The following is a 19,589-nucleotide window of genomic DNA, read 5'->3' on the forward strand; positions in this document are numbered from 1 at the left end:
CGGCCTGCCGCAGTTTCACTTTGATAAATGTTTATGTCCAAAAGCCCGTCGCAGAAGCCTATCGAAATCAAGATTTCCACCGTCGTCGCCGTTTCCGCCATTGTGCATAGCGCCGATACGCAGGCACTCGATGCCGCCTTGCACGACATGACGGGAGGCGTGGCCGACTTTTTCGAGGACGACCTGGCCGTGCTGGACGTGGCCGCCTTGCCGCCGGGTAGCGTGCCCGTCGACTGGGCCGCCCTCGTGGCCCTGCTGAAAAAATACCGTTTGAATGCCGTGGCCGTGCGCAATGCGCCGGCCGAGATGCATGACGCCATCCTGGCGCAAGGCTTGAGCCTCGATAGCGGCAAGACGCGCGACGACGCGCCGCCCAAGGATGGCCCCAAGGATACCCCCACGGCGGCGGCGCAGGCCGGCGCCGAAGCACAGGTGATGGTGGTCGACACGCCCGTGCGGGCCGGCCAGCGCATCTATGCGCGCGGCTGCGACCTGATCATCACCGCCGTCGTCAACAATGGCGCCGAAATCATCGCCGATGGCAGCATCCACGTGTATTCCTCGCTGTATGGCCGCGCGCTGGCGGGCGCTTCGGGCAATGCCCAGGCGCGCATCTTCGCGCTGGCCATGGAACCGGAACTGGTGTCGATCGCCGGTGTCTACCGCACGTTCGAGGATGGTTTCCCCGCAGAAATGGCGCGCGGACCCGCGCAAATTCGTTTGGCTGGAGACAGAATCGATATACACTCTGTCAATCCGGTCACTCCCGTGAACCGCTCTTAAGCTGCACAATTCAAGAGATATCTGAAAAGGATTATTTGTGGCAAGAATTATTGTTGTGACGTCCGGCAAGGGCGGTGTCGGCAAGACGACCTCTAGCGCCAGTTTTTCCACTGGTCTGGCCATGCGCGGCCACAAGACAGCCGTGCTCGACTTTGACGTGGGCTTGCGCAACCTCGACCTGATCATGGGTTGCGAGCGCCGCGTCGTCTACGACCTGATCAATGTGATCAATAAAGAGGCCACGCTGAACCAGGCCTTGATCAAGGACAAGCACTGCGACAACCTGTTCATCCTGCCCGCATCGCAAACGCGCGACAAGGATGCCTTGTCGGAAGAAGGCGTGGAACGCGTGTTGAACGACCTGATCAACATGGGCTTCGAATTCATCATCTGCGATTCGCCGGCCGGCATCGAGCATGGCGCGCTGATGGCGCTGACCTTCGCCGACGAAGCCATCATCGTCACCAACCCGGAAGTGTCGTCGGTGCGCGATTCGGACCGCATCCTCGGCATCCTGCAAGCCAAGTCGCGCCGCGCGCAGACGGGCGGCGAGCCGGTCAAGGAACATTTGCTGATCACCCGCTACTCGCCGAAACGCGTGGAATCGGATGAAATGCTGTCCTACCAGGACGTGCAGGAAATCCTGCGCATCCCGCTGGTGGGCATCATTCCGGAATCGGAACAGGTGCTGGCCGCCTCGAACCAGGGCAATCCCGCCATCCATTTCAAGGGGACGGACGTGGCGCAAGCCTATGAAGACGTGGTCTCGCGTTTCCTCGGCGAAGATGTCGAGTTGCGCTTTACCAACTATGAAAAGCCTGGATTACTCCAGCGCATTTTTGGGGCGAAGTGATATGGCCTTGCTTTCTTTCCTGTTCCCCCCCAAGCCGAAGACGGCAACCGCGGCCAAGGAACGCCTGCAGATCATCATCGCCCGCGAACGCAGCGGACGCGATGGTCCGGACTTCCTGCCCGCCCTGCACAAGGAATTGATTGCCGTCATTTCCAAGTACACCAAGGTCAATGCCGACGACATCAAGATTTCGCTGGACCGCCAGGGCAACCTGGAAGTGCTCGACGTCAACGTCGTCCTGCCGGACGCATAAGATGGCGGCGCCGCAACCGCGGCGCCTGCCATGCCCTCCTCCGGCCCTAATCCGGCCTGACCGTGAGCAACTCCTGCGCCACCGCGGCGCAGGCATTCACGTGCTGGTTGCCGATCTGGCGGAACACGGCATAGCCGATCGCCGCCGCCACCGCCTGGCCGGCAAACGGCACGAAGCGCGCCACCTGCTTGGTGGCAATCTTGACGCCACTGCGCTTGAGCAGCTGGAGTATCAGCTCGCGCGACACCAGTTTGCCTACCAGCATGCCGCCCATGCCCACCGCCGCGCGGTAGGCCATCAGCTTGAACTGCGGGTTGAGACGCTCGATCTGCTCGGGCGTGAGGCCGAATTCATGGTTGATATCGTTGATCAGCATGGAAAACAGGCCCACGTCGGACATCAGGTCGATGCCGGGGATGGGGATGGCCGAGGCGCCGGCCGACATCATGGCGCGCCGCTGCACCAGGCGCCGGCAACGCTCGCGCACCTGCTCGATTTCGGCGCTACTGGCCGGTATCAGGGTCCAATCGGTGGTGCTCTTGTCTGCCATGCCCGTTTCTCCGCAGTAAGGGTAGATGAACAAGTGTAACGTAAAGAGCCTGGCCTCCGATTTCACTGGACACAGTTGCAATCTCTGTTATATTTCACTTGAGCATACCTTAACATTACGATAAGCAGAGCGGGCCGTCTGTTTGTTGCAACACATTCCAGCCAATCATGCGAATTGCCGTACTCGATAGCGACCATAGTCAGGCAGAACTGATCTGCCAGGTGCTCACCGCCGCCGGCCACGCTTGCCACGAGTTTCAAAGTGGCAAGGAAATGCTGGGGCAGCTGCGCAAGGACAGTTGCGACATGCTGATCCTCGACTGGCATGTAAGCGACCTGGACGGTGCCGAAGTGCTGCGCCGCGCGCGCGAAAAACTGGCGCCCAAGGCGCCGGTGTTGTTTATGACCAACAGCTCGGGCGAGGACGACGTGGTGGCGGGCATGACGGCCGGCGCCGACGACTACATGATCAAACCCCTGCGGCGCAGCGAACTGACCTTGCGCACCCAGGCGCTGCTGCGCGTCGCGTATCCGGCGCAAAATGGCGCCGAGCAGCTGCACTTCGGTATCTATACGTTTGAAACCCGTCCCGGCCGCCTGCTGATGCATGGCGAGGTGCTCGACGTGACGCACAAGGAATTCGCCCTGGCGCTGCTGTTCTTCCGCAACCTGGGCCGGCCCCTGTCGCGCGCCTACATCCACGAAGCCGTCTGGCAGCGCGACACGGCCCTGCCGTCGCGCACCATGGATACCCACGTCTCGCGCGTGCGCAACAAGCTGCAGCTGAAGCCGGAACACGGCTACCGCCTGGTGCCCGTCTACAGTTATGGCTATCGCCTGGAAAAACTGGGGGGCTGACGCCGCCGCGCCGGGGCGCAAACTGCCGTGCTGCTCAAAGATCGGGCACAAGGCGCTATAATGTCGGCATAAGAATTCCCAACAGCCCTGAAATGCAACTGCTAGCCGTCGGCCTCAATCACACCACCGCCCCAGTGTCGCTACGCGAACAGCTGGCGTTTGCGCCTGAGCATCTGGGGCAGGCGGTGATGGCGGCGCGCACCTGGTTCCAGCGCATCGACCTGCGCGACAACGACGAAGCGGCCATCCTCTCGACCTGCAACCGCACGGAACTGTATGCGGCCAGCCACGTGCCGAACCCGCTCGACGCGGGCGCGCATTTCCTGGCCGACTACCATAAGCTCAACTACAGCGAGCTGCGTCCCCACCTGTACATGCTGCCGCAGCACGATGCCGTGCGCCACACCTTCCGCGTCGCCTCCGGGCTCGATTCGATGGTGCTGGGCGAAACGCAGATCCTGGGACAGATCAAGGACGCCATCCGCACGGCCGATGAGGCGGGCGGCCTGGGCACGTATCTGCACCAATTGTTCCAGCGCAGCTTTTCCGTCGCCAAGGAAGTGCGCAGCAGCACGGAAATCGGCGCCCACAGCGTCTCCATGGCGGCTGCCGCCGTGCGCCTGTCGCAACGCATCTTCGACAAGATCGCCGAACAGAATGTGCTGTTCATTGGCGCCGGCGAAATGATCGAATTGTGCGCCACGCATTTTGCCGCACAAAATCCGAAAAGCATCACGATCGCCAACCGGACCATGGAGCGCGGCGAGGAACTCGCGCACCGCTTCAACGGCACGGCCATCCGCCTGGCCGATTTGCCGGAACAATTGCACCGCTTCGACATCGTCATCTCGTGCACGGCGTCGTCGCTGCCGCTGCTGGGCCTGGGCCTGGTCGAGCGCGCCATCAAGGCGCGCCGCCACAAGCCCATGTTCATGGTCGACCTGGCCGTGCCGCGCGATATCGAAGCGGAAGTGGGCCGCCTGAACGACGTCTTCCTGTACACGGTCGACGACCTGGGCAAGGTCGTGCAGACGGGCCTGGAAAGCCGGCAAGCGGCCGTGGCGCAAGCCGAAGCCATCATCGAGACGCGCGTGCAATCGTTCATGAGCTGGGTCGACGACCGCGCCATGGTGCCCGTCATCCAGAATTTGCATGAAAGCAGCGAAGCGCTGCGCCTGATGGAAGTCGAGCGGGCGCGCAAGATGCTGGCCAAGGGCGCCGACATCGACGCCGTGCTCGAAGCGCTGTCGAAAGGCTTGACGGCCAAGTTCCTGCACGGGCCGCAGCAGGCGCTGCACCACGCGCAAGGCGACGAGCGCAAGCAACTGGCCACCCTGCTGCCGAAACTGTTCCGCCCCCGCCGTTAGCGCAGCCCCGCTGGCCGCCCGCGCGGCCGCTTCCTGCCCGCCTGCCGGGCCTGCCGAACCTGCACCACCCTCACACTCTTTTTACCGCGAATCGCTATGAAACCATCCATGCTGGCCAAACTCGATCAACTGGCGAACCGCCTGGTCGAACTCGACGAACTGCTGATGCACCCCGACGCCACGTCGAACATGGACAGCTACCGCAAGATGACGCGCGAGCATGCCGAACTGGGCCCGCTGGTGGCCCTGTACCGCTCCTATCAGGAGGCGGGCAACGACATTGCGACAGCGCAAGAGATGCTGGCCGACCCGGACATGAAGGAATTCGCCCAGGAAGAGATCGAGGCGGCGAAAGCCACCATGGCGCAGCTCGAGCGCGAATTGCAAACCATGCTGCTGCCGAAGGACGTCAATGACGAGCGCAATATCTTCCTGGAAATCCGCGCCGGCACGGGCGGCGACGAGTCGGCCCTGTTCGCCGGCGACTTGCTGCGCATGTACACGCGCTTTGCCGAGCGCAACCGTTGGCAGGTGGAACTGGTGTCGGCGTCCGACTCCGACCTGGGCGGCTACCGCGAAGTGATCGTGCGCGTGGTGGGCAATGGCGCGTATTCGAAGCTGAAGTTCGAATCGGGCGGCCACCGCGTGCAGCGCGTGCCGGCCACGGAAACCCAGGGCCGCATCCACACGTCGGCCTGCACCGTGGCCGTGATGCCGGAGGCGGACGAAGTCGAGGACGTCAACATCAACCCGGCCGACCTGCGCATCGACACCTACCGCGCCTCGGGCGCGGGCGGCCAGCACATCAACAAGACGGATTCCGCCGTGCGCATCACCCACTTGCCGACAGGCATCGTGGTCGAATGCCAGGATGACCGCAGCCAGCACAAGAACAAGGCGCAGGCCATGAAAGTGCTGGCCGCGCGCATCAAGGACGTGCAATTGCGCGAACAGCAGTCGAAGGAAGCGGCCACGCGCAAGAGCCTGATCGGCTCGGGCGACCGCAGCGAGCGCATCCGCACCTACAACTTCCCGCAAGGCCGGCTGACGGATCACCGCATCAACCTGACCCTGTATAAACTGGACTTCATCATGGATGGCGACCTGACGGAGCTGACGAATGCGCTGGCGGCAGAGCACCAGGCGGAACTGCTTGCTGCCTTGGGCGACTAAACGCTGGCGCCGTTGCGTCGGCTTACGCTGCGCTAAGCCGACCTACGCAGCTGTTTGTGGGTCGGCTTGGCGCGCGGCGCGTAAGCCGACAGCTTTAAGTAGCGGCTAAGCAATAAAAATCTGCCCTTGTGCGAAAATGGCCAGCTCATTCCCATCCACCTCACCGTGTCGCCCATGAAAAATTCACGCACCGTCCTCCTGTTGATCGCCGCCCTGTGTTTCCTGATGCTGGGCGTGGCCATGTATTTGCAGCACGCCATGAACATGGCGCCGTGCCCGCTGTGCGTGATCCAGCGCTACCTGTTCCTCGCCATCGGCATCGCCTGCCTGGCCGGCGCGGCCGCGAACCGGCCGAAAATCGGCGCGGCATTCGGCTTGGCTGCGGCCCTGGGCGGCCTGGGCGTGGGCGCCAAGCATCTGTACGTGCTGGCCAACCCCGGCTTTTCGTGCGGCATCGACCCGGTGGAAACGGCGCTGAACAAGATTTTCACGGCGCAAGTCATGCCGTTCATGTTCGAATCGTACGGCGCCTGCGAAAACGCCGGCGAGCCCTTCCTCGGTCTGTCCATCCCGCAATGGGCGTTCGCCTGGTTCGCCCTCTTCGCCATCGCCATGCTGTGGACCTTGCTGCGCCGTCAGAAATAACTGAAAGAACCATGCCAGAAACCTTGATTCCCGCCGGCAGCACTGTCGGCGCCCTGCAAATCCGTCCGCTGCTCGACCCGCTCGATAACCGCATCCTGCTCGGCCACGCGCTGGGCCTGTCGCGCGTGAGCCTGATCACGCAATCGGAGCGAGTACTCACCAGCGACGAAGCCGAACGTTTATCGGCCCTGCTGGCACGCCGCCTGCGCGGCGAACCGATCGCCTACATCGTCGGACAACGCGAATTCTTCGGCCTGCCCTTCGAGGTGAGCGATGCCGTGCTGATCCCCCGTCCCGATACGGAAGTGCTGGTGGAACTGGCGCTCGAACGCCTGCCGCCAGGCGGACGGGTGCTCGACATGGGCACCGGCAGCGGCGCCATCGCCGTCGCCCTGGCGTACACGCGGCCCGACGCCGTCGTCACGGCCCTGGACGTCAGCAGCGCGGCGCTGGCCGTGGCGCGCCGCAACGCCAGCGCCAACGGCGTCAACATCACCTTCATGGCCAGCGACTGGTTCGAATCGCTGGGCACGGAAAAGTTCGACCTGATCGTCTCCAACCCGCCCTACATCGCCAGCGGCGACCGCCACCTGGCCGAAGGCGATCTGCGCTTCGAGCCGGCCGGCGCCCTGACCGACCATGCCGATGGCCTGTCGGCCCTGCGCACCATCGTGTCCGGCGCCGCGCGCCACCTGGCGTCGGGCGCCTGGCTGCTGATGGAACACGGCTATGATCAGGCGCAAGCCGTACGCGGCCTGCTGGCCGACGCCAACTACAGCAAAGTGCAAAGCTGGCGCGACCTGGCCGGCATCGAACGAGTCAGCGGCGCCCGCCTCGGCTGACCACAGCCACCTGCGCGGAGCTTGATCCAGCGACGCGCCAGATGCTCCGCAGTTTGTTAAAATATCAAGCGAATTCCTGACCGAAGCGCCGTCCCCGTTGCCCGGGGCGGACGCTGGCGATGCGGCGTTTTTTGGGCCGGCGCCGACGCATTTGCCAATTTTCGGTTAATCTCAGCACAAATTATTTATCTGCTGCACAAGAAAGGAAGCTCAAATTGCCCAACCTGTTGACTCGCCGCCTGGCATTGCTGACCGAAGATGCCAACCGCGCGCTGCTGGGCGGCTTGCGCGGCATCGAGCGTGAAACCCTGCGCGTCGACCACGTCGGCCATCTGGCTTCCACGCCCCACCCCGCCGCCCTGGGCTCGGCGCTGACGCACCCTGAAATCACCACCGACTACGCCGAAGCGCTGCTTGAATTCATCACGCCGGCCGAGTCCGACATCGCCACCACGCTGGACAAGCTCGATACCGTGCACCGCCATGCCTACAGCCGCCTCGGCAACGAATTGCTGTGGAGCCAGTCGATGCCCTGCCAGCTGCCGCCCGAAGCGGACATCGAGATCGCCAACTACGGCACCTCGAACATGGGCATGCTCAAGCACGTGTACCGGCGCGGCCTGGCCTTGCGCTACGGCAAAGCCATGCAATGCATCGCCGGCATCCATTACAACTACTCGCTCGACGAGCAGCTGTGGCAAGTCCTGGCCGGCAATCCGGACACCAGCGCCAGCCCGGCGCACGCGGCGGCCACGCCGAAAGACGTGCAATCGGAAAGCTACCTGGCGACGATCCGCAATTTCCGCCGCTACAGCTGGCTGCTGATGTATCTGTTCGGCGCCTCGCCGGCGCTGTCCGCCGGTTTCCTGCGCGGCCGCGCGCACAAGCTCGACACCCTGTCCGACGACACCCTGTTCCTGCCGTACGCCACCAGCCTGCGCATGAGCGACCTCGGTTACCAGAACGATGCCCAGTCCGGCCTGCGTCCGCATGAAAACAGCCTGGACGACTACGTCAACGCGCTGACGCACGCCGTCAACGACCCGTATCCGCCGTACGAGGCGCTGGGCACGAAACAGGATGGCGAGTGGATCCAGCTCTCCACCAATGTGCTGCAGATCGAAAATGAATACTATTCGACCATCCGCCCGAAGCGCGTGATCCGCACGGGCGAGCGGCCGATCCAGGCCCTGTGCCTGCGCGGCGTGCAATACATCGAAGTGCGCTGCATGGATGTCGACCCGTTCGAACCGGTGGGCATCAGCCTGGAAACGGGCCGCTTCCTCGACGCCTTCCTGCTGTTCTGCGCGCTCGACGACAGCGCGCCCATCTCGGCCGAACAGAGCGCCTGCTACACGAACAATTTCGCCCGCACCGTGAAGGAAGGCCGCACGCCGGGCCTGACCCTGCGCCGCGACGGCGAAGAGATCACCCTGCAGGCGTGGGGCGAGGAATTACTGGCGCGCATCGCGCCCGTGGCGGCCCTGCTCGATGCGCGCCATGGCGGCACGCCGCATGCGGACAGCCTGGCGGCGCAGGCGGCCAAGCTGGCCGACCCCGATGCGACGCCATCGGCCAGGGTGCTGGCCGAGCTGCGCGCCAACGGCGGCTCGTTTGCCGCCTTCGGCCTGCAGCAAAGCGAGCGCCATGCCGCCCATTTCCGCGCGCAGCCGCCGACGGCCGCGGAAAGCGCGTATTTCGACCAGCTGGCCGCCAGCTCGCTGGCCGAACAGCGCGCCATGGAAGCGGCGCCAAGCGGCAGCTTCGACGACTTCGTCGCCGCCTACCGCGCCAGCACCCTGTGTTCGCACACCTGACGCCGACCTTGCGCAACGGGCCCCCATGCTGACCTTCTACAATGAGTTGCACAGCCAGCACCGGGGCCGCGTCGAATGGTTTCGCGGCGCCATGGTGCCGTGCTTCGAGACGCCGGAACGGGCCGACATGGTGGTGGCCGAGCTGGGACGGCGCAACCTGGGCCGCATCGTCACGCCGCACGGTGTGCCGCTGACGTCGCTCGAGCGCATCCACACGCCGCGCTACCTGCATTTCCTGCGCCACGCCTGGCACGACTGGCTGGCGCTCGATCCCGACAACGCGGGCAAGGATGCGCTGCCATCCGTGTGGCCCGTGCGCACCTTGCGCCACGACATCGAACCGGAGAATTTCACGGCCAGACTGGGCCTGTACTCGATGGACAACGGCACGCCGCTGACGGCCGGCACGTGGACGGCGGCCAAGACGGGCGCCGACTGCGCCGTCAACGCGGCGCACGCGCTGCGCCTGGGCGAGCGGGCCACGTTCGCCCTGACGCGTCCGCCGGGCCACCACGCGGGCAGCGATTTCTTCGGCGGCTACTGCTACCTGAACAACGCGGCCCTGGCCGCGCAGCATCTGCTCGACGACGGCGCGCGCAAGGTGGCCATCCTCGATATCGACTACCACCACGGCAACGGCACCCAGAGCATTTTCTATGCGCGCGACGACGTGCTGTTCGCCTCGATCCACGCCGACCCGCGCAACGAATACCCGTTTTATCTTGGCCACGCCGACGAGACGGGCGCCGGCGCGGGACTCGGCTACAACGTCAACCTGCCGCTGCCGGCAGGCAGCTCCACGGCCAGCTGGTTCGCCGCGCTGGAAACGGCCTGCCTGCGCATCAATATGTATGCGCCCGACGCGCTGGTGGTCTCGCTCGGCGTCGACACCTTCGCCGGCGACCCGCTGTCGCACTTCGCCCTGCAAAGCGGCGACTACCTGCGCGTGGGCGAACGCCTGGCGCATTTGAACCTGCCCACCGCCTTCATCCTCGAAGGCGGCTATGCGGTGAAGGAAATCGGCATCAATGTGGTCAATGTGCTGGAAGGCTTCGAGACGGCGGAGTAAGGCAAGCCGGCGATGCGTGCAACATGCGGCGATACCGGATGGCCCGGCTGAGCGCCGGGATATCCGGTCAGGGAGGCAGGGCTAGGCGGAAAGCGTACGGCGGCGTGCCCGCGCCAGGTACATGAGGGCCAGGCCCGCGGGCAGCATCAGCGCGGCCGTCGGCTCGGGAACGCCAAACGCGACCATATTGAAGCTCGTCTTGTCGCTCCAGTTATAGCGGACGGACCAGTTTCCCCCATGGAATATGTCTCCTGCGCCATAGGTGAAGTGACTGCCGATCACGGTCTCGCTAAACCACCAGCGGTTATAAAATTCGTCCGCCCCATGGGTGCCGACTGTATAGTCAAGTTGCCCCGTCAGCGCATAACTGAAGTTGTACACGTTGCATGTGAGGTAGTAACCACCGCATCCCGAGCCGCCCGGATTGGCCACTTGCGGCAAAAACCGGTCGCCGTCGGATTCGAAATAGCTGAGTTCATTCAGGGCGATCACCCCATCGGCATTACGGTCCTCCCCGACGAATTCCCCCTTGAGCACCATGTCGGGATGGAACACGCCGGTCGCCGCGTCGACAAAGCCTCGATAGGTAAAATGCCATATTCCTGGCTCCGCATGAGCAGGAGATATTCCGGCGACACATAGCACCGCATACAACAGATACTTTTTCATGGTTTCCTCGTATGTTAGTAAGACGTTATACAGGCAGGTATCGGAAGTGACGGCACGCCGTCGAGGGCGATGTTAGCATAATTACAATTATGCCAAATCCGCGCAGGGTTTCCCCTGTGGCCAAGAATGCAGGCAAATGCTTGCAATTCGATAGGCACGCGCGGCCTGGCAGGCCGCCATGCGGTGAGGGAGTTGGGACGGCGCGCAGGTGTCGGGACGACGGAGCAAGGCCGCTGAGGCCTTGCACAGTTACATATTCCGGAACAAGGCCATGAACGGCTGGCTCACGGCCAGGGTTTCCGGCCGCGTCTTCAGGCGCAGGGCGCCGCGCCCCACCTCGTCGCGCGTGACGGAGGCCACCATCTTCATGTTGACGATGGTGGAGCGGTGGATCTGTTTGAAAATGGCCGGGTCGAGCACGTCGAGCAATTCGCGGATCGGCTTGCGCAGCAGCGCCTCGCCATCGGCCGTCATGACGGCCGTGTACTTGGTGTCGGATTGAAAATAGGCGATGTCGTCCACCATGATCAATCGCGTATCCTTGCCGCAGCTGGCCGTCAGCCACACCAGCGGCGGCGACTTGGCCACCGCCGGCAGGGCGCCGCTCAATTGCTGCAGCAGGCCGGCCAGCACGCTGTCGCCGGGCGCGCCCTTGCCGGCGCGTGCCCGCACGCGCTGCAGGGTCGCCTGCAGGCGCTCGCGTCCGATCGGCTTGAGCAGGTAATCGACGGCACCCTTGTCGAACGCGTCGATCGCGTACTGGTCGTAGGCCGTGACGAACACCACCTGGGTGGCGGGACTCGCTTCCAGCGCGCCGGCCGCCACTTCCAGCCCCGTCAGGCCCGGCATGCGGATATCGAGAAACGCCACGTCGGGACGCAGGGTGGCGATGGCCTCGAGCGCCGTGCCGCCGTCATCGCAGGCGGCGACGATGCGCAGGCCGGGCCATTCCTCGGCCAGCAGGGCCACCAGCGCGTCGCGCAGCAGGGTTTCGTCTTCGGCGATGACGCACGTCATGCCATCCAGAGTCCTATCCATATGACGCTCCTTGCGCCGTGCTGTCGGGCACCGTGATGGTGGCCGTCACGCCATCGGGGAAATTGGCGACGATGGCAAACGCGGCGGCATTGCCGTAGGTCAGGCGCAGGCGTTCGCGCACATTGCGCAAGCCGATGCCCGTGCCGGCGCCGTCGTCGCTGAAGCCCTTGCCATCGTCGGCCACCGTGACGATCACCGTGCCATTGCCGCTGCGCGCCATGATCCAGACGGTGCCGCCGCCGCTTTTCGGCTCCAGCCCGTGCTTGATGGCGTTCTCCACCAGGGTTTGCAGCATCATCGGCGGCAATTCCACCTGGCGCAGGTATTGCGGCACCTCGATCTGCAGGTTCAGGCGGGTGCCCATGCGGATTTTCAGGATATCGAGGTAGGCGCGCGCCCGCTCGAGTTCCGTGCCCAGGGTCGACATGGCTTGCTCCGTGCGCGGCAGCGAGTGGCGCAGGTACAGGATCAGGTTGCCCAGCATCTCGTCGGCGCGGGCCGGGTCGCTGCGCGTGAGCAGCTGGGCGCTGGCCAGGGTGTTGTACAGGAAGTGCGGCTCCACCTGCGCATGCAGCAGGCTCAGTTTGGCCACCGTGAGTTCCTTTTCCGTCACCGTCTGGCGCGCCTCGGCCTGCTCGCCGCGCCGGCGCTGCGCCACCCGCCGCGTGAGCGCCCGCGTCACCGCTTCCGCATTTTCCAGGTTGCTGCCATGGTCGACGAGGAACCAGTCGGTCCAGGCATTGCGCGCCGGCTCGCAGATCAGGGTCACGCTGCCCGCTTCGCCATTCGGCGTGACGGTGGCGAGGATCTGGTTCGGCCGCGGTTCGAGGAATCCCAGCACGCGCATGCGCGGCAGGCCCGTATGCGTATAGGGCGCCGCGCGGCGCACGCGGGCTTGCACCTGCAGGCTGTCGCGCGCGCTTTCGACCACTTCGCTGCCCGGCAGTTCGCGGATGGCCGCGTCGATCATGTCGAACGCTTCGCCCGCCTCGAACGGGATCTCGATCTGGCGCCGCTGGCGGCTCGACAGCGTGCTGGCATTGACCTCGCCGGCGATCAGGCGCACGCGGCGCACGTGCGAAAACGCGTTCGTGATGACGGCGCAGGCCAGCAGCGCGCCGGCGATGACAAAGAAGCCTTCAGTGTGCCCGAAGACATAGCGCAGGAAATTCTCGACCAGGATGGCGGTGGCGACGATATACGTGATCATCGTGGCCAAGGCGAGGCGGAGAATAAAGAAGAGGCTGGTCATGATTTTTCCCTGGGAGTGAAGTGGGGCCAAGCATAACAATCGGCTCCAGCGGCGGTGGCCATTATGCGACGGAAGCCCCGTAGTGGCGACAAAGGCAAGAAAATAAAGCACAAACAGCTGCCGCCTCAAAATAAAATCGCTTGCAATTAAATAGTGCGCGATATATATTGCATGCATGGACACCGCAGTGAACAGTTTTTGCAGACGTGCAGGCCCATGAAACAAGTAGCACACTATTTAGTCGTCAACTATTTAAATCATACGAGGAAAACCATCATGTCGATCAAACAAGTCCTGTACCGCGCTGTCGCCACCGCCACCGGAGGCCGCGAAGGCCGCGCCATCTCGTCCGACAATGTGCTGGACGTGAAACTGACCACGCCGAAGGAATTGGGCGGCAATGGCGCCGTCGGCACCAATCCGGAACAACTGTTCGCCGCCGGCTACTCGGCCTGCTTCATCGGCGCCATGAAATTCGTCGCCGGCCGCGACAAGATCGCCCTGCCGGCAGACCTGGCCATCGAAGGCCACGTCGGCATCGGCGCCATCGAGACGGGCTTCGGCATCGAAGTGGAACTGAAGATCGCGCTGCCGGGCATGGAGCGCGCCGCCGCCGAAGCGCTGGTCGCCGCCGCCCACATCGTCTGCCCTTACTCGAACGCCACGCGCGGCAACATCGACGTCACCCTGACGCTCGTGTAATCCCCGCCGCCTGGGGGCACATCCCCGGCCGCGCCCCCAGGCGCCGCCGGGGATTTTTGTCAGCGCAGCGCCTGCAGCAGCCGCTCCGCCAGGGCTGGCGCGGAGGCCGGATTCTGCCCCGTGATCAGCTCGCGGTCGACCACCACGTGGCTGGCCCACGGCGCCTGGTTCGACACATACTGCGCGCCGGCCGCCTGCAAGCCCGACTGCGGATAAAACTTCATCGTCCCGCCTTGCAACGCGCCCTGCGCCGCCGCCTCTTCCTGATTGCTGATCACCGTCATGCGGTAGCCGCCGTAGATCCAGCCGGCGGGCCTGGCGGGTGTCTGGCCCGCTTCCAGCGCCGCCGTGAACGCCGCCGCCTGCGGCAGGGCCGACAGCAGGGCGATGGGGCCATGGCACAGCAGGGCCGTCGGCTTGCCATCCGCGTGGAACTGGCGCAGCAGGGCGCCCAGGCTGGCATCCTTCAATAAATCCTGCATCGGCGCGTGGCCGCCCGGCACCAGCACGGCCGCGTAGTGGCCATAGCCGATCTGCGCCACCCTTTTCAGGCTGATGACGGGCGAGCGGCCAGGCACGGTCAGCGCCAGCTGCTCCAGCAAGGCCTTGTGCGCCGCATGCGCGGCCCCGTCGCCGCCAAAATAGTCGGCCGTATCGGAGCTGGCGTCGAGCGTGGGCGCCTTGCCTTGCGGCGTGGCGAACGTCACCGTATGGCCCGCGTCGAGCAGCTTTTTCACGGGCTGCATCAATTCATTCAGATAAAAACCCGTCTGGAACACCTTGCCGTCGCGCAAGTCGAGATGGTTCGCATCGGACAGCACGACGAGGACGTCGGCCGCCTGGACGCTGGAAAAGGCGGCGAGCAGCAGGCTGCCGAGCAGTAGTTTTTTCATGGTGTGGCCTTTCTGTCGAGAGGTCACCAGCATATTGCCAATCAAAATATAAAAAAATGATCAATAATGCAGCACACTGATGCGCAATACGACCGAATGGACGAAGGGGAGCGAGATGGATAAATTGCAGGCGATGCAACTGTTTCGCCGCGTGGCCGAGCTGGGCAGCTTTCGCCGCGCGGCCGACGAGCTGGACCTGTCGGCCTCGTATGTGAGCCGGCGCATCGGCCAGCTGGAGCAGGAGCTGGGCGGGCGCCTGATGACGCGCACCACGCGCCAGCTGGCCCTGACGGAAACGGGCGCCGCCTACCTCGAGCACTGCCGCAAGCTGCTCGACGAGCTGGCGCAGGCCGAGGACATGGTGGCCCATTCGACGGCGCACGTGACGGGTCGATTGCGCATCAATGCCCCGCTGTCGCTGGGCGTGGGCGAACTGGCCGAGGGCCTGGCCGATTTCATGGCCGACTGGCCCGCGCTGCGCCTCGACGTCGACCTGAAGGATGAATACGTGGACCTGGCGGCCGCCAACTACGACCTGGGGTTTCGCGTCACCACGGCGCTCACCGATTCGAGCTATGTGGCGCGCCACATCCACGACTACCGCCTGCATATCTGTTGCGCGCCGGCCTACCTGGAACGCCACGGCCCCCTGCTGGCGCCGACGGAACTGACGCGCCAGCGCTGCTTCATCTACAGCCACGCCCTGTTCGGCAACCGCTGGCCGCTGCGCCATGCGGGACCGCACAGCGACATCGAAGTGCCGAACTGGGTGCGCACGAATAACACGCTGTTCATGCGCAGCCTGATCCTGCGCGGCCTGGGCATCGGCATCCTGCCCACCTTTGTCTGCCGCGAAGCGCTGGCCAGCGGCGCCCTGGTCGAACTGTTCCCCGAAGTGGAACGCCCCAGCCTGGCGCTGTTCGCCATCTATCCGTCGCGCCAGCTGGTGGCGCCGCGCGTGACGCGCTGCATCGAGCACCTGAAGCAATGGTATGCGCAGCGCTATCCCACGCCGGAGGCGGGAAGCCGGTAAAATCACGGCCACGATAATTGAAGGATGACCCATGATCAGCTGGCAATGGACGACGTTCGACGCACTCGGCCCCCACGACTTGTACCAGGTGCTGGCCTTGCGCCAGCGCGTGTTCGTCATCGAGCAGCAGTGCATCTACCCGGACCTCGACGGGCATGACCAGCGGGCCATGCATCTGCTGGGCTGGCACGACGTCGATGGCCAGCCGGTGCTGGCCGCCTATCTGCGCGTGCTGGCGCCGGGCGCCAAATACGTGGAAATGTCGCTGGGCCGCGTGCTGACGGCGCCCGAGGCGCGCAGCACGGGCGCCGGCAGGCAGCTGCTGGTCGAAGGCATCGCGCGCGCGGAACGCCAGCATCCCGGCCACGCCATCCGCATCGGCGCCCAGCACTACCTGGAGCGCTTCTACCAGTCGTTCGGCTTTGTCACCGTCAGCGCGCCGTACGATGAAGACGGCATACAGCACGTCGACATGCTGCGCCCCGTGGCGCAGGACACGACGGCATGACGACGGCCCTCATCTCCTGGAGCGGCGGCAAGGATTCCTGCCTGGCCCTGTGGCGCGCGCGCAACAGCGGCATGGCCGTGCCGCTGTTCGTCACGGCCATGGATGAGGATGGACGCAAGTCGCGCTCGCACGGCGTGCCGCCGGCGCTGCTCGAGGCGCAGGCGGCCAGCCTGGGCGCGCGCCTGCAGCGCTATCACGCCAGCTGGGCCAGTTATGAAGAGAAGTTCATCGCCATGCTGCGCGCGGCAAAGGACGATGGCATCGCCCACGCCCTGTTTGGCGACATCGACCTGCAGCCGCACCGCGACTGGGAAGAAAAAGTCTGCGCCGCAGCCGGCTTGACGGCGCACCTGCCGCTGTGGGGCGAAGAGCGGCGCGCGCTGGTCGACGAATTTCTCGCCGCCGGCTTCAAGGCCATCGTCGTCTGCATCAATGGCCAGCACCTGCCGCGCGAGTTTTGCGGGCGCGAGTTCGACGCCGCCTTCCTGGCCGACCTGCCGCCCGGCGTCGACGCCTGCGGCGAAAACGGCGAATTCCACACCTTCGTCTACGATGGCCCCGCCTTCAGCGCACCCGTGGCCCTGCGCCGCGCACAGGTGCTGCAGTATGACGCGCCGGCCAATCTGGGCGGCGCCACGTATTACTTCCAGGAGCTGGCGCCGGCCTGAAGCGGGTCCCCCAACGCAAAAGGGCGATTCCGTGGAATCGCCCTTCTCTGTCATGGCCCTGCGCGTGGCTTACTTGGCCTTCGCCAAGTCCGTCAGCGTGACCTCGAACACCAAGCCGGCGTAAGGCGGCACCACCAGCACGCCCGCCTTGTTGCGGCTGCCGATGGCGCCATAGCCGAGGTCAGATGGAATCACCAAGCGGCGCGTGCCGCCCACCTGCATGCCGACGATGCCGCGCTCCCAGCCCTGGATTACCTTGCCCAGGCCGAGGACAAACGGGAAAGCGGCGCTACCTACGTTGGTATCGAACTGGGTCCCTTTGCTGTCCGGCTTGCTCGCGTCATACAGCCAGCCCGTATAAATCACCTGCAAGGTATCGCCCGCTGCCGCTGCCGCGCCGCTGCCTTTCACCAGATCGGGAAAGAGAAACTCTTTGACTTGCGTGTTCGGGTCAAGCACGACCGGCTTCTCGGTGTTGGCAGCGGCGCCACAGGCGGTCAGTGCCACGGCGCAAGCGAGGGTGGCGATCATTTGAAATACCGATTTCATGGTTTCCCTTTAAATATTGGAGTGTGACTGGCGCCCGTACGGTGCGGAGCGGTACGGGCTGGAGTTTAACAGGACTGGTGGGGCCCATTTGTAAGCAGACGTAAGCACGGCGGTTGATAGTGCGTCAATACAACATTGACGCACTAACCACATTCTCTAGATTTCCACCTGCGTACCGAGTTCGATCACGCGGTTGCTCGGGATCTGGTAGTAGTCGGCCGCCGTGCGCGCATTGCGCGACATGGTGACGAACAAATGCTCGCGCCACGGCATCATGCCGGCGCCCGGCGTGGAAATGATGGTCTGGCGGGCGATGAAGAACGACGTTTCCATCATCTCGAAGTCCAGCCCCTGCTCCGCGCACTGCGCCAGCGCGCCAGGAATGTCAGGCTCATCCTTGAAGCCGTAATGCACGTTGACCTGGTAGCACTGGTGTCCCAGGTCCACCACGCGCACGCGCTCGGACGGCGCCACCCACGGCTCCTCGTGCATGAAGACGGTGAGGAAGATGACGCGTTCATGCAAAACCTTGTTGTGCAGCAAGTTGTGCAACAGCGCATGCGGCACGCCATCCGTTTCGCCGCGCAGGAAGATGGCCGTGCCGGGCACGCGCAGCGGCGGCGCGATGAACAGCGACGAGAGGAAATCGTCGAGCGGAATCGCGTGCTTTTCCAGGTTCTGGAACACCAGCTGGCGGCCCCGCTTCCAGGTCAGCATGACGATGAAGAGGATCGAGCCCAGCAGCAGCGGGAACCAGCCGCCGTGGAACAGCTTCAGCGCCGTCGCCGCCACCAGATTGACGTCGATGATGAGGAAAAATCCCGTGGCGGCCCAGCACAGCGCCAGATTCATCTTCCAGCGGTAGCGGATGACGAAGAAGGTCAGGATGGTGGTCGACAGCATGGTGGCCGTGACGGCGATGCCGTAGGCGGCGGCCAGGTTTTCCGACGAGCCGAAGCCGACCACGGCCAGCAGCACGACGAACAGCTGCAGCCAGTTCACGGCGGGAATGTAGATCTGGCCAATTTCGCTTTCCGACGTGTGGCGCACGCGCATGCGCGGCAGGAAGCCCAGCGCGATGGCTTGCTTGGTCATCGAGAAGGTGCCGGAAATGGTCGCCTGCGACGCGATCACGGTGGCCATGGTCGACAGAATCACCAGCGGATACACGCTCCAGGCGCCCAGCTGCTGGTAAAACGGATTCGTCACGGCTTCCGGGTGCGCCAGCAGCAGGCCGCCCTGGCCCAGGTAATTCAGACTCAGGGCCGGAAAGGCGATCAGGAACCAGGCCATGCGGATCGGCTTCTTGCCGAAGTGGCCCATGTCCGCATACAGCGCCTCGGCGCCCGTCAGCGCCAGCACCACGGCGCCCAGCGCGACAAACGCGACGAAACCGTTATCGAGCAGGAAGCTGGCCGCGTACATGGGGTTGAGGGCGGCCAGGATGGCCGGCGACTTGATGATGTTGACCACGCCCATGCCGGCCAGCGCGGCAAACCACAACACCATGATGGGCGCGAAATAGCGGCCGATGCCGGCCGTGCCGTGCGACTGCACCGAATACAGGGCCACCAGCACCACGATTGTCAGCGGCACGACATAGGAACTCAGGGCCGGCGTGGCCACTTCCAGGCCCTCGATCGCCGACAGCACGGAAATGGCGGGCGTGATCACGCTGTCGCCATAGAACAGGGTGGCGCCGAAGACGCCGATCACCATCAACGGGAAGTGCCAGCGCGACACCTTGCTGACGGACGACAGCACCAGTGCCATCAGCGCCATGATGCCGCCCTCGCCGCGGTTGTCGGCGCGCAGCACCAGGGTCACGTACTTGAGCGAGACGATCAGGGTCAGGCCCCAGAAGATCAGCGAGATGATGCCCAGCAAGTTGTTGTGCGTCAATGCCAGGCCGTGCGCCGGATCAAACACGGTTTTCAGGGTGTACAGCGGACTGGTGCCGATATCGCCGTAGACAATGCCGACGGCGGCCAAGGTCAAGCCGGCCAGGCCGCTTTTTTTATGTTGCGACGTCAAGATTGCACCCGTTTTTGTTTTGTTGCATCGCACA

The 19,589-nt window shown here is 64.4% G+C and carries 21 protein-coding genes; 14 read left to right on the top strand and 7 right to left on the bottom strand.

Annotated features, from left to right (window positions below; all coding sequences use genetic code 11):
* The first annotated feature begins 33 nt into the window (after window positions 1–33).
* From minC to minE, 3 genes are read left to right on the top strand one after another with little or no spacing between them, the layout of a single operon-like run.
* On the top strand, window positions 34–783 hold the full coding sequence (gene minC, locus O0880_RS18025; RefSeq protein ID WP_071326764.1) for a septum site-determining protein MinC: 750 nt from the start codon (window positions 34–36) through the stop codon (window positions 781–783).
* Between the two features lie 37 nt (window positions 784–820).
* On the top strand, window positions 821–1,636 hold the full coding sequence (gene minD, locus O0880_RS18030; protein WP_071325832.1) for a septum site-determining protein MinD: 816 nt from the start codon (window positions 821–823) through the stop codon (window positions 1,634–1,636).
* A 1-nt stretch (window position 1,637) separates the two neighbouring features.
* Window positions 1,638–1,889, top strand: a complete 252-nt coding sequence (gene minE / locus O0880_RS18035; RefSeq protein WP_034752886.1) for a cell division topological specificity factor MinE — start codon at window positions 1,638–1,640, stop codon at window positions 1,887–1,889.
* 46 nt (window positions 1,890–1,935) lie between these two features.
* On the opposite strand, the gene O0880_RS18040 is transcribed toward minE, so the two are convergent.
* A complete protein-coding gene (locus O0880_RS18040) occupies window positions 1,936–2,439 on the bottom strand; it encodes a hypothetical protein (RefSeq protein ID WP_071325833.1) in 504 nt (167 codons plus the stop codon).
* A gap of 167 nt (window positions 2,440–2,606) precedes the next feature.
* Between O0880_RS18040 and O0880_RS18045 the strand changes: the two genes are divergently transcribed.
* From O0880_RS18045 to O0880_RS18075, 7 genes are all read left to right on the top strand, one after another.
* A complete protein-coding gene (locus O0880_RS18045; protein WP_071325834.1) occupies window positions 2,607–3,296 on the top strand; it encodes a response regulator transcription factor in 690 nt (229 codons plus the stop codon).
* 92 nt (window positions 3,297–3,388) lie between these two features.
* Window positions 3,389–4,663 (top strand): glutamyl-tRNA reductase, encoded by a 1,275-nt coding sequence (hemA, locus tag O0880_RS18050; protein ID WP_071325835.1) that lies wholly within the window; start codon window positions 3,389–3,391, stop codon window positions 4,661–4,663.
* Between the two features lie 96 nt (window positions 4,664–4,759).
* Window positions 4,760–5,836, top strand: a complete 1,077-nt coding sequence (gene prfA, locus O0880_RS18055; protein ID WP_071325836.1) for a peptide chain release factor 1 — start codon at window positions 4,760–4,762, stop codon at window positions 5,834–5,836.
* Window positions 5,837–6,010: 174 nt separating this feature from the next.
* On the top strand, window positions 6,011–6,481 hold the full coding sequence (locus O0880_RS18060) for a disulfide bond formation protein B (RefSeq protein ID WP_289887891.1): 471 nt from the start codon (window positions 6,011–6,013) through the stop codon (window positions 6,479–6,481).
* 11 nt (window positions 6,482–6,492) lie between these two features.
* A complete protein-coding gene (gene prmC, locus O0880_RS18065) occupies window positions 6,493–7,323 on the top strand; it encodes a peptide chain release factor N(5)-glutamine methyltransferase (RefSeq protein ID WP_289887892.1) in 831 nt (276 codons plus the stop codon).
* A gap of 215 nt (window positions 7,324–7,538) precedes the next feature.
* Window positions 7,539–9,140, top strand: a complete 1,602-nt coding sequence (gshA, locus tag O0880_RS18070) for a glutamate--cysteine ligase (RefSeq protein WP_289887893.1) — start codon at window positions 7,539–7,541, stop codon at window positions 9,138–9,140.
* 25 nt (window positions 9,141–9,165) lie between these two features.
* A complete protein-coding gene (locus O0880_RS18075; protein WP_289887894.1) occupies window positions 9,166–10,209 on the top strand; it encodes a histone deacetylase family protein in 1,044 nt (347 codons plus the stop codon).
* An 81-nt stretch (window positions 10,210–10,290) separates the two neighbouring features.
* Here O0880_RS18075 and O0880_RS18080 read toward each other — a convergent pair whose 3' ends face one another.
* The 3 genes from O0880_RS18080 to O0880_RS18090 all read right to left on the bottom strand — a co-directional run bounded on the left by O0880_RS18080 (window position 10,291) and on the right by O0880_RS18090 (window position 13,168).
* Window positions 10,291–10,878 (bottom strand): PEP-CTERM sorting domain-containing protein, encoded by a 588-nt coding sequence (locus tag O0880_RS18080; protein ID WP_289887895.1) that lies wholly within the window; start codon window positions 10,876–10,878, stop codon window positions 10,291–10,293.
* Window positions 10,879–11,127: 249 nt separating this feature from the next.
* Entirely contained in the window at window positions 11,128–11,916 is a 789-nt protein-coding gene (locus O0880_RS18085) for a LytTR family DNA-binding domain-containing protein (protein ID WP_198043838.1), read from the bottom strand.
* On the bottom strand, window positions 11,909–13,168 hold the full coding sequence (locus tag O0880_RS18090; protein WP_071325841.1) for a histidine kinase: 1,260 nt from the start codon (window positions 13,166–13,168) through the stop codon (window positions 11,909–11,911). The genes O0880_RS18085 and O0880_RS18090 overlap by 8 nt, the downstream gene beginning before the upstream one ends.
* A 276-nt stretch (window positions 13,169–13,444) precedes the next feature.
* Here O0880_RS18090 and O0880_RS18095 point away from each other — a divergent pair, with 276 nt between their 5' ends.
* Window positions 13,445–13,870: an organic hydroperoxide resistance protein gene (locus O0880_RS18095; protein ID WP_071325842.1), complete on the top strand. Its 426-nt coding sequence runs from the start codon at window positions 13,445–13,447 to the stop codon at window positions 13,868–13,870.
* Between the two features lie 59 nt (window positions 13,871–13,929).
* On the opposite strand, the gene O0880_RS18100 is transcribed toward O0880_RS18095, so the two are convergent.
* Entirely contained in the window at window positions 13,930–14,763 is an 834-nt protein-coding gene (locus O0880_RS18100; protein WP_289887900.1) for a type 1 glutamine amidotransferase domain-containing protein, read from the bottom strand.
* Between the two features lie 79 nt (window positions 14,764–14,842).
* Between O0880_RS18100 and O0880_RS18105 the strand changes: the two genes are divergently transcribed.
* Genes O0880_RS18105 through O0880_RS18115 form a run of 3 tightly spaced genes read left to right on the top strand, consistent with a single transcriptional unit; the run spans window position 14,843 to window position 16,972 of the window.
* Complete coding sequence (locus tag O0880_RS18105) at window positions 14,843–15,796, top strand: LysR family transcriptional regulator (protein WP_289887902.1); 954 nt, start codon at window positions 14,843–14,845, stop codon at window positions 15,794–15,796.
* Between the two features lie 31 nt (window positions 15,797–15,827).
* Complete coding sequence (locus O0880_RS18110; protein ID WP_071325845.1) at window positions 15,828–16,304, top strand: GNAT family N-acetyltransferase; 477 nt, start codon at window positions 15,828–15,830, stop codon at window positions 16,302–16,304.
* A complete protein-coding gene (locus tag O0880_RS18115; RefSeq protein ID WP_289887904.1) occupies window positions 16,301–16,972 on the top strand; it encodes a diphthine--ammonia ligase in 672 nt (223 codons plus the stop codon). The genes O0880_RS18110 and O0880_RS18115 overlap by 4 nt, the downstream gene beginning before the upstream one ends.
* Before the next feature lie 69 nt (window positions 16,973–17,041).
* Here O0880_RS18115 and O0880_RS18120 read toward each other — a convergent pair whose 3' ends face one another.
* Both O0880_RS18120 and O0880_RS18125 read right to left on the bottom strand, forming a co-directional pair.
* Window positions 17,042–17,521, bottom strand: coding sequence for an FKBP-type peptidyl-prolyl cis-trans isomerase (locus O0880_RS18120; protein WP_289887905.1), 480 nt, complete (start codon window positions 17,519–17,521; stop codon window positions 17,042–17,044).
* A 156-nt stretch (window positions 17,522–17,677) separates the two neighbouring features.
* Entirely contained in the window at window positions 17,678–19,555 is a 1,878-nt protein-coding gene (locus O0880_RS18125) for a potassium transporter Kup (RefSeq protein WP_071325848.1), read from the bottom strand.
* Window positions 19,556–19,589 lie beyond the last annotated feature (34 nt).

The sequence above is a fragment of the Janthinobacterium sp. SUN118 genome (assembly GCF_030397695.1).
Taxonomy (GTDB): Bacteria; Pseudomonadota; Gammaproteobacteria; order Burkholderiales; family Burkholderiaceae_D; genus Janthinobacterium.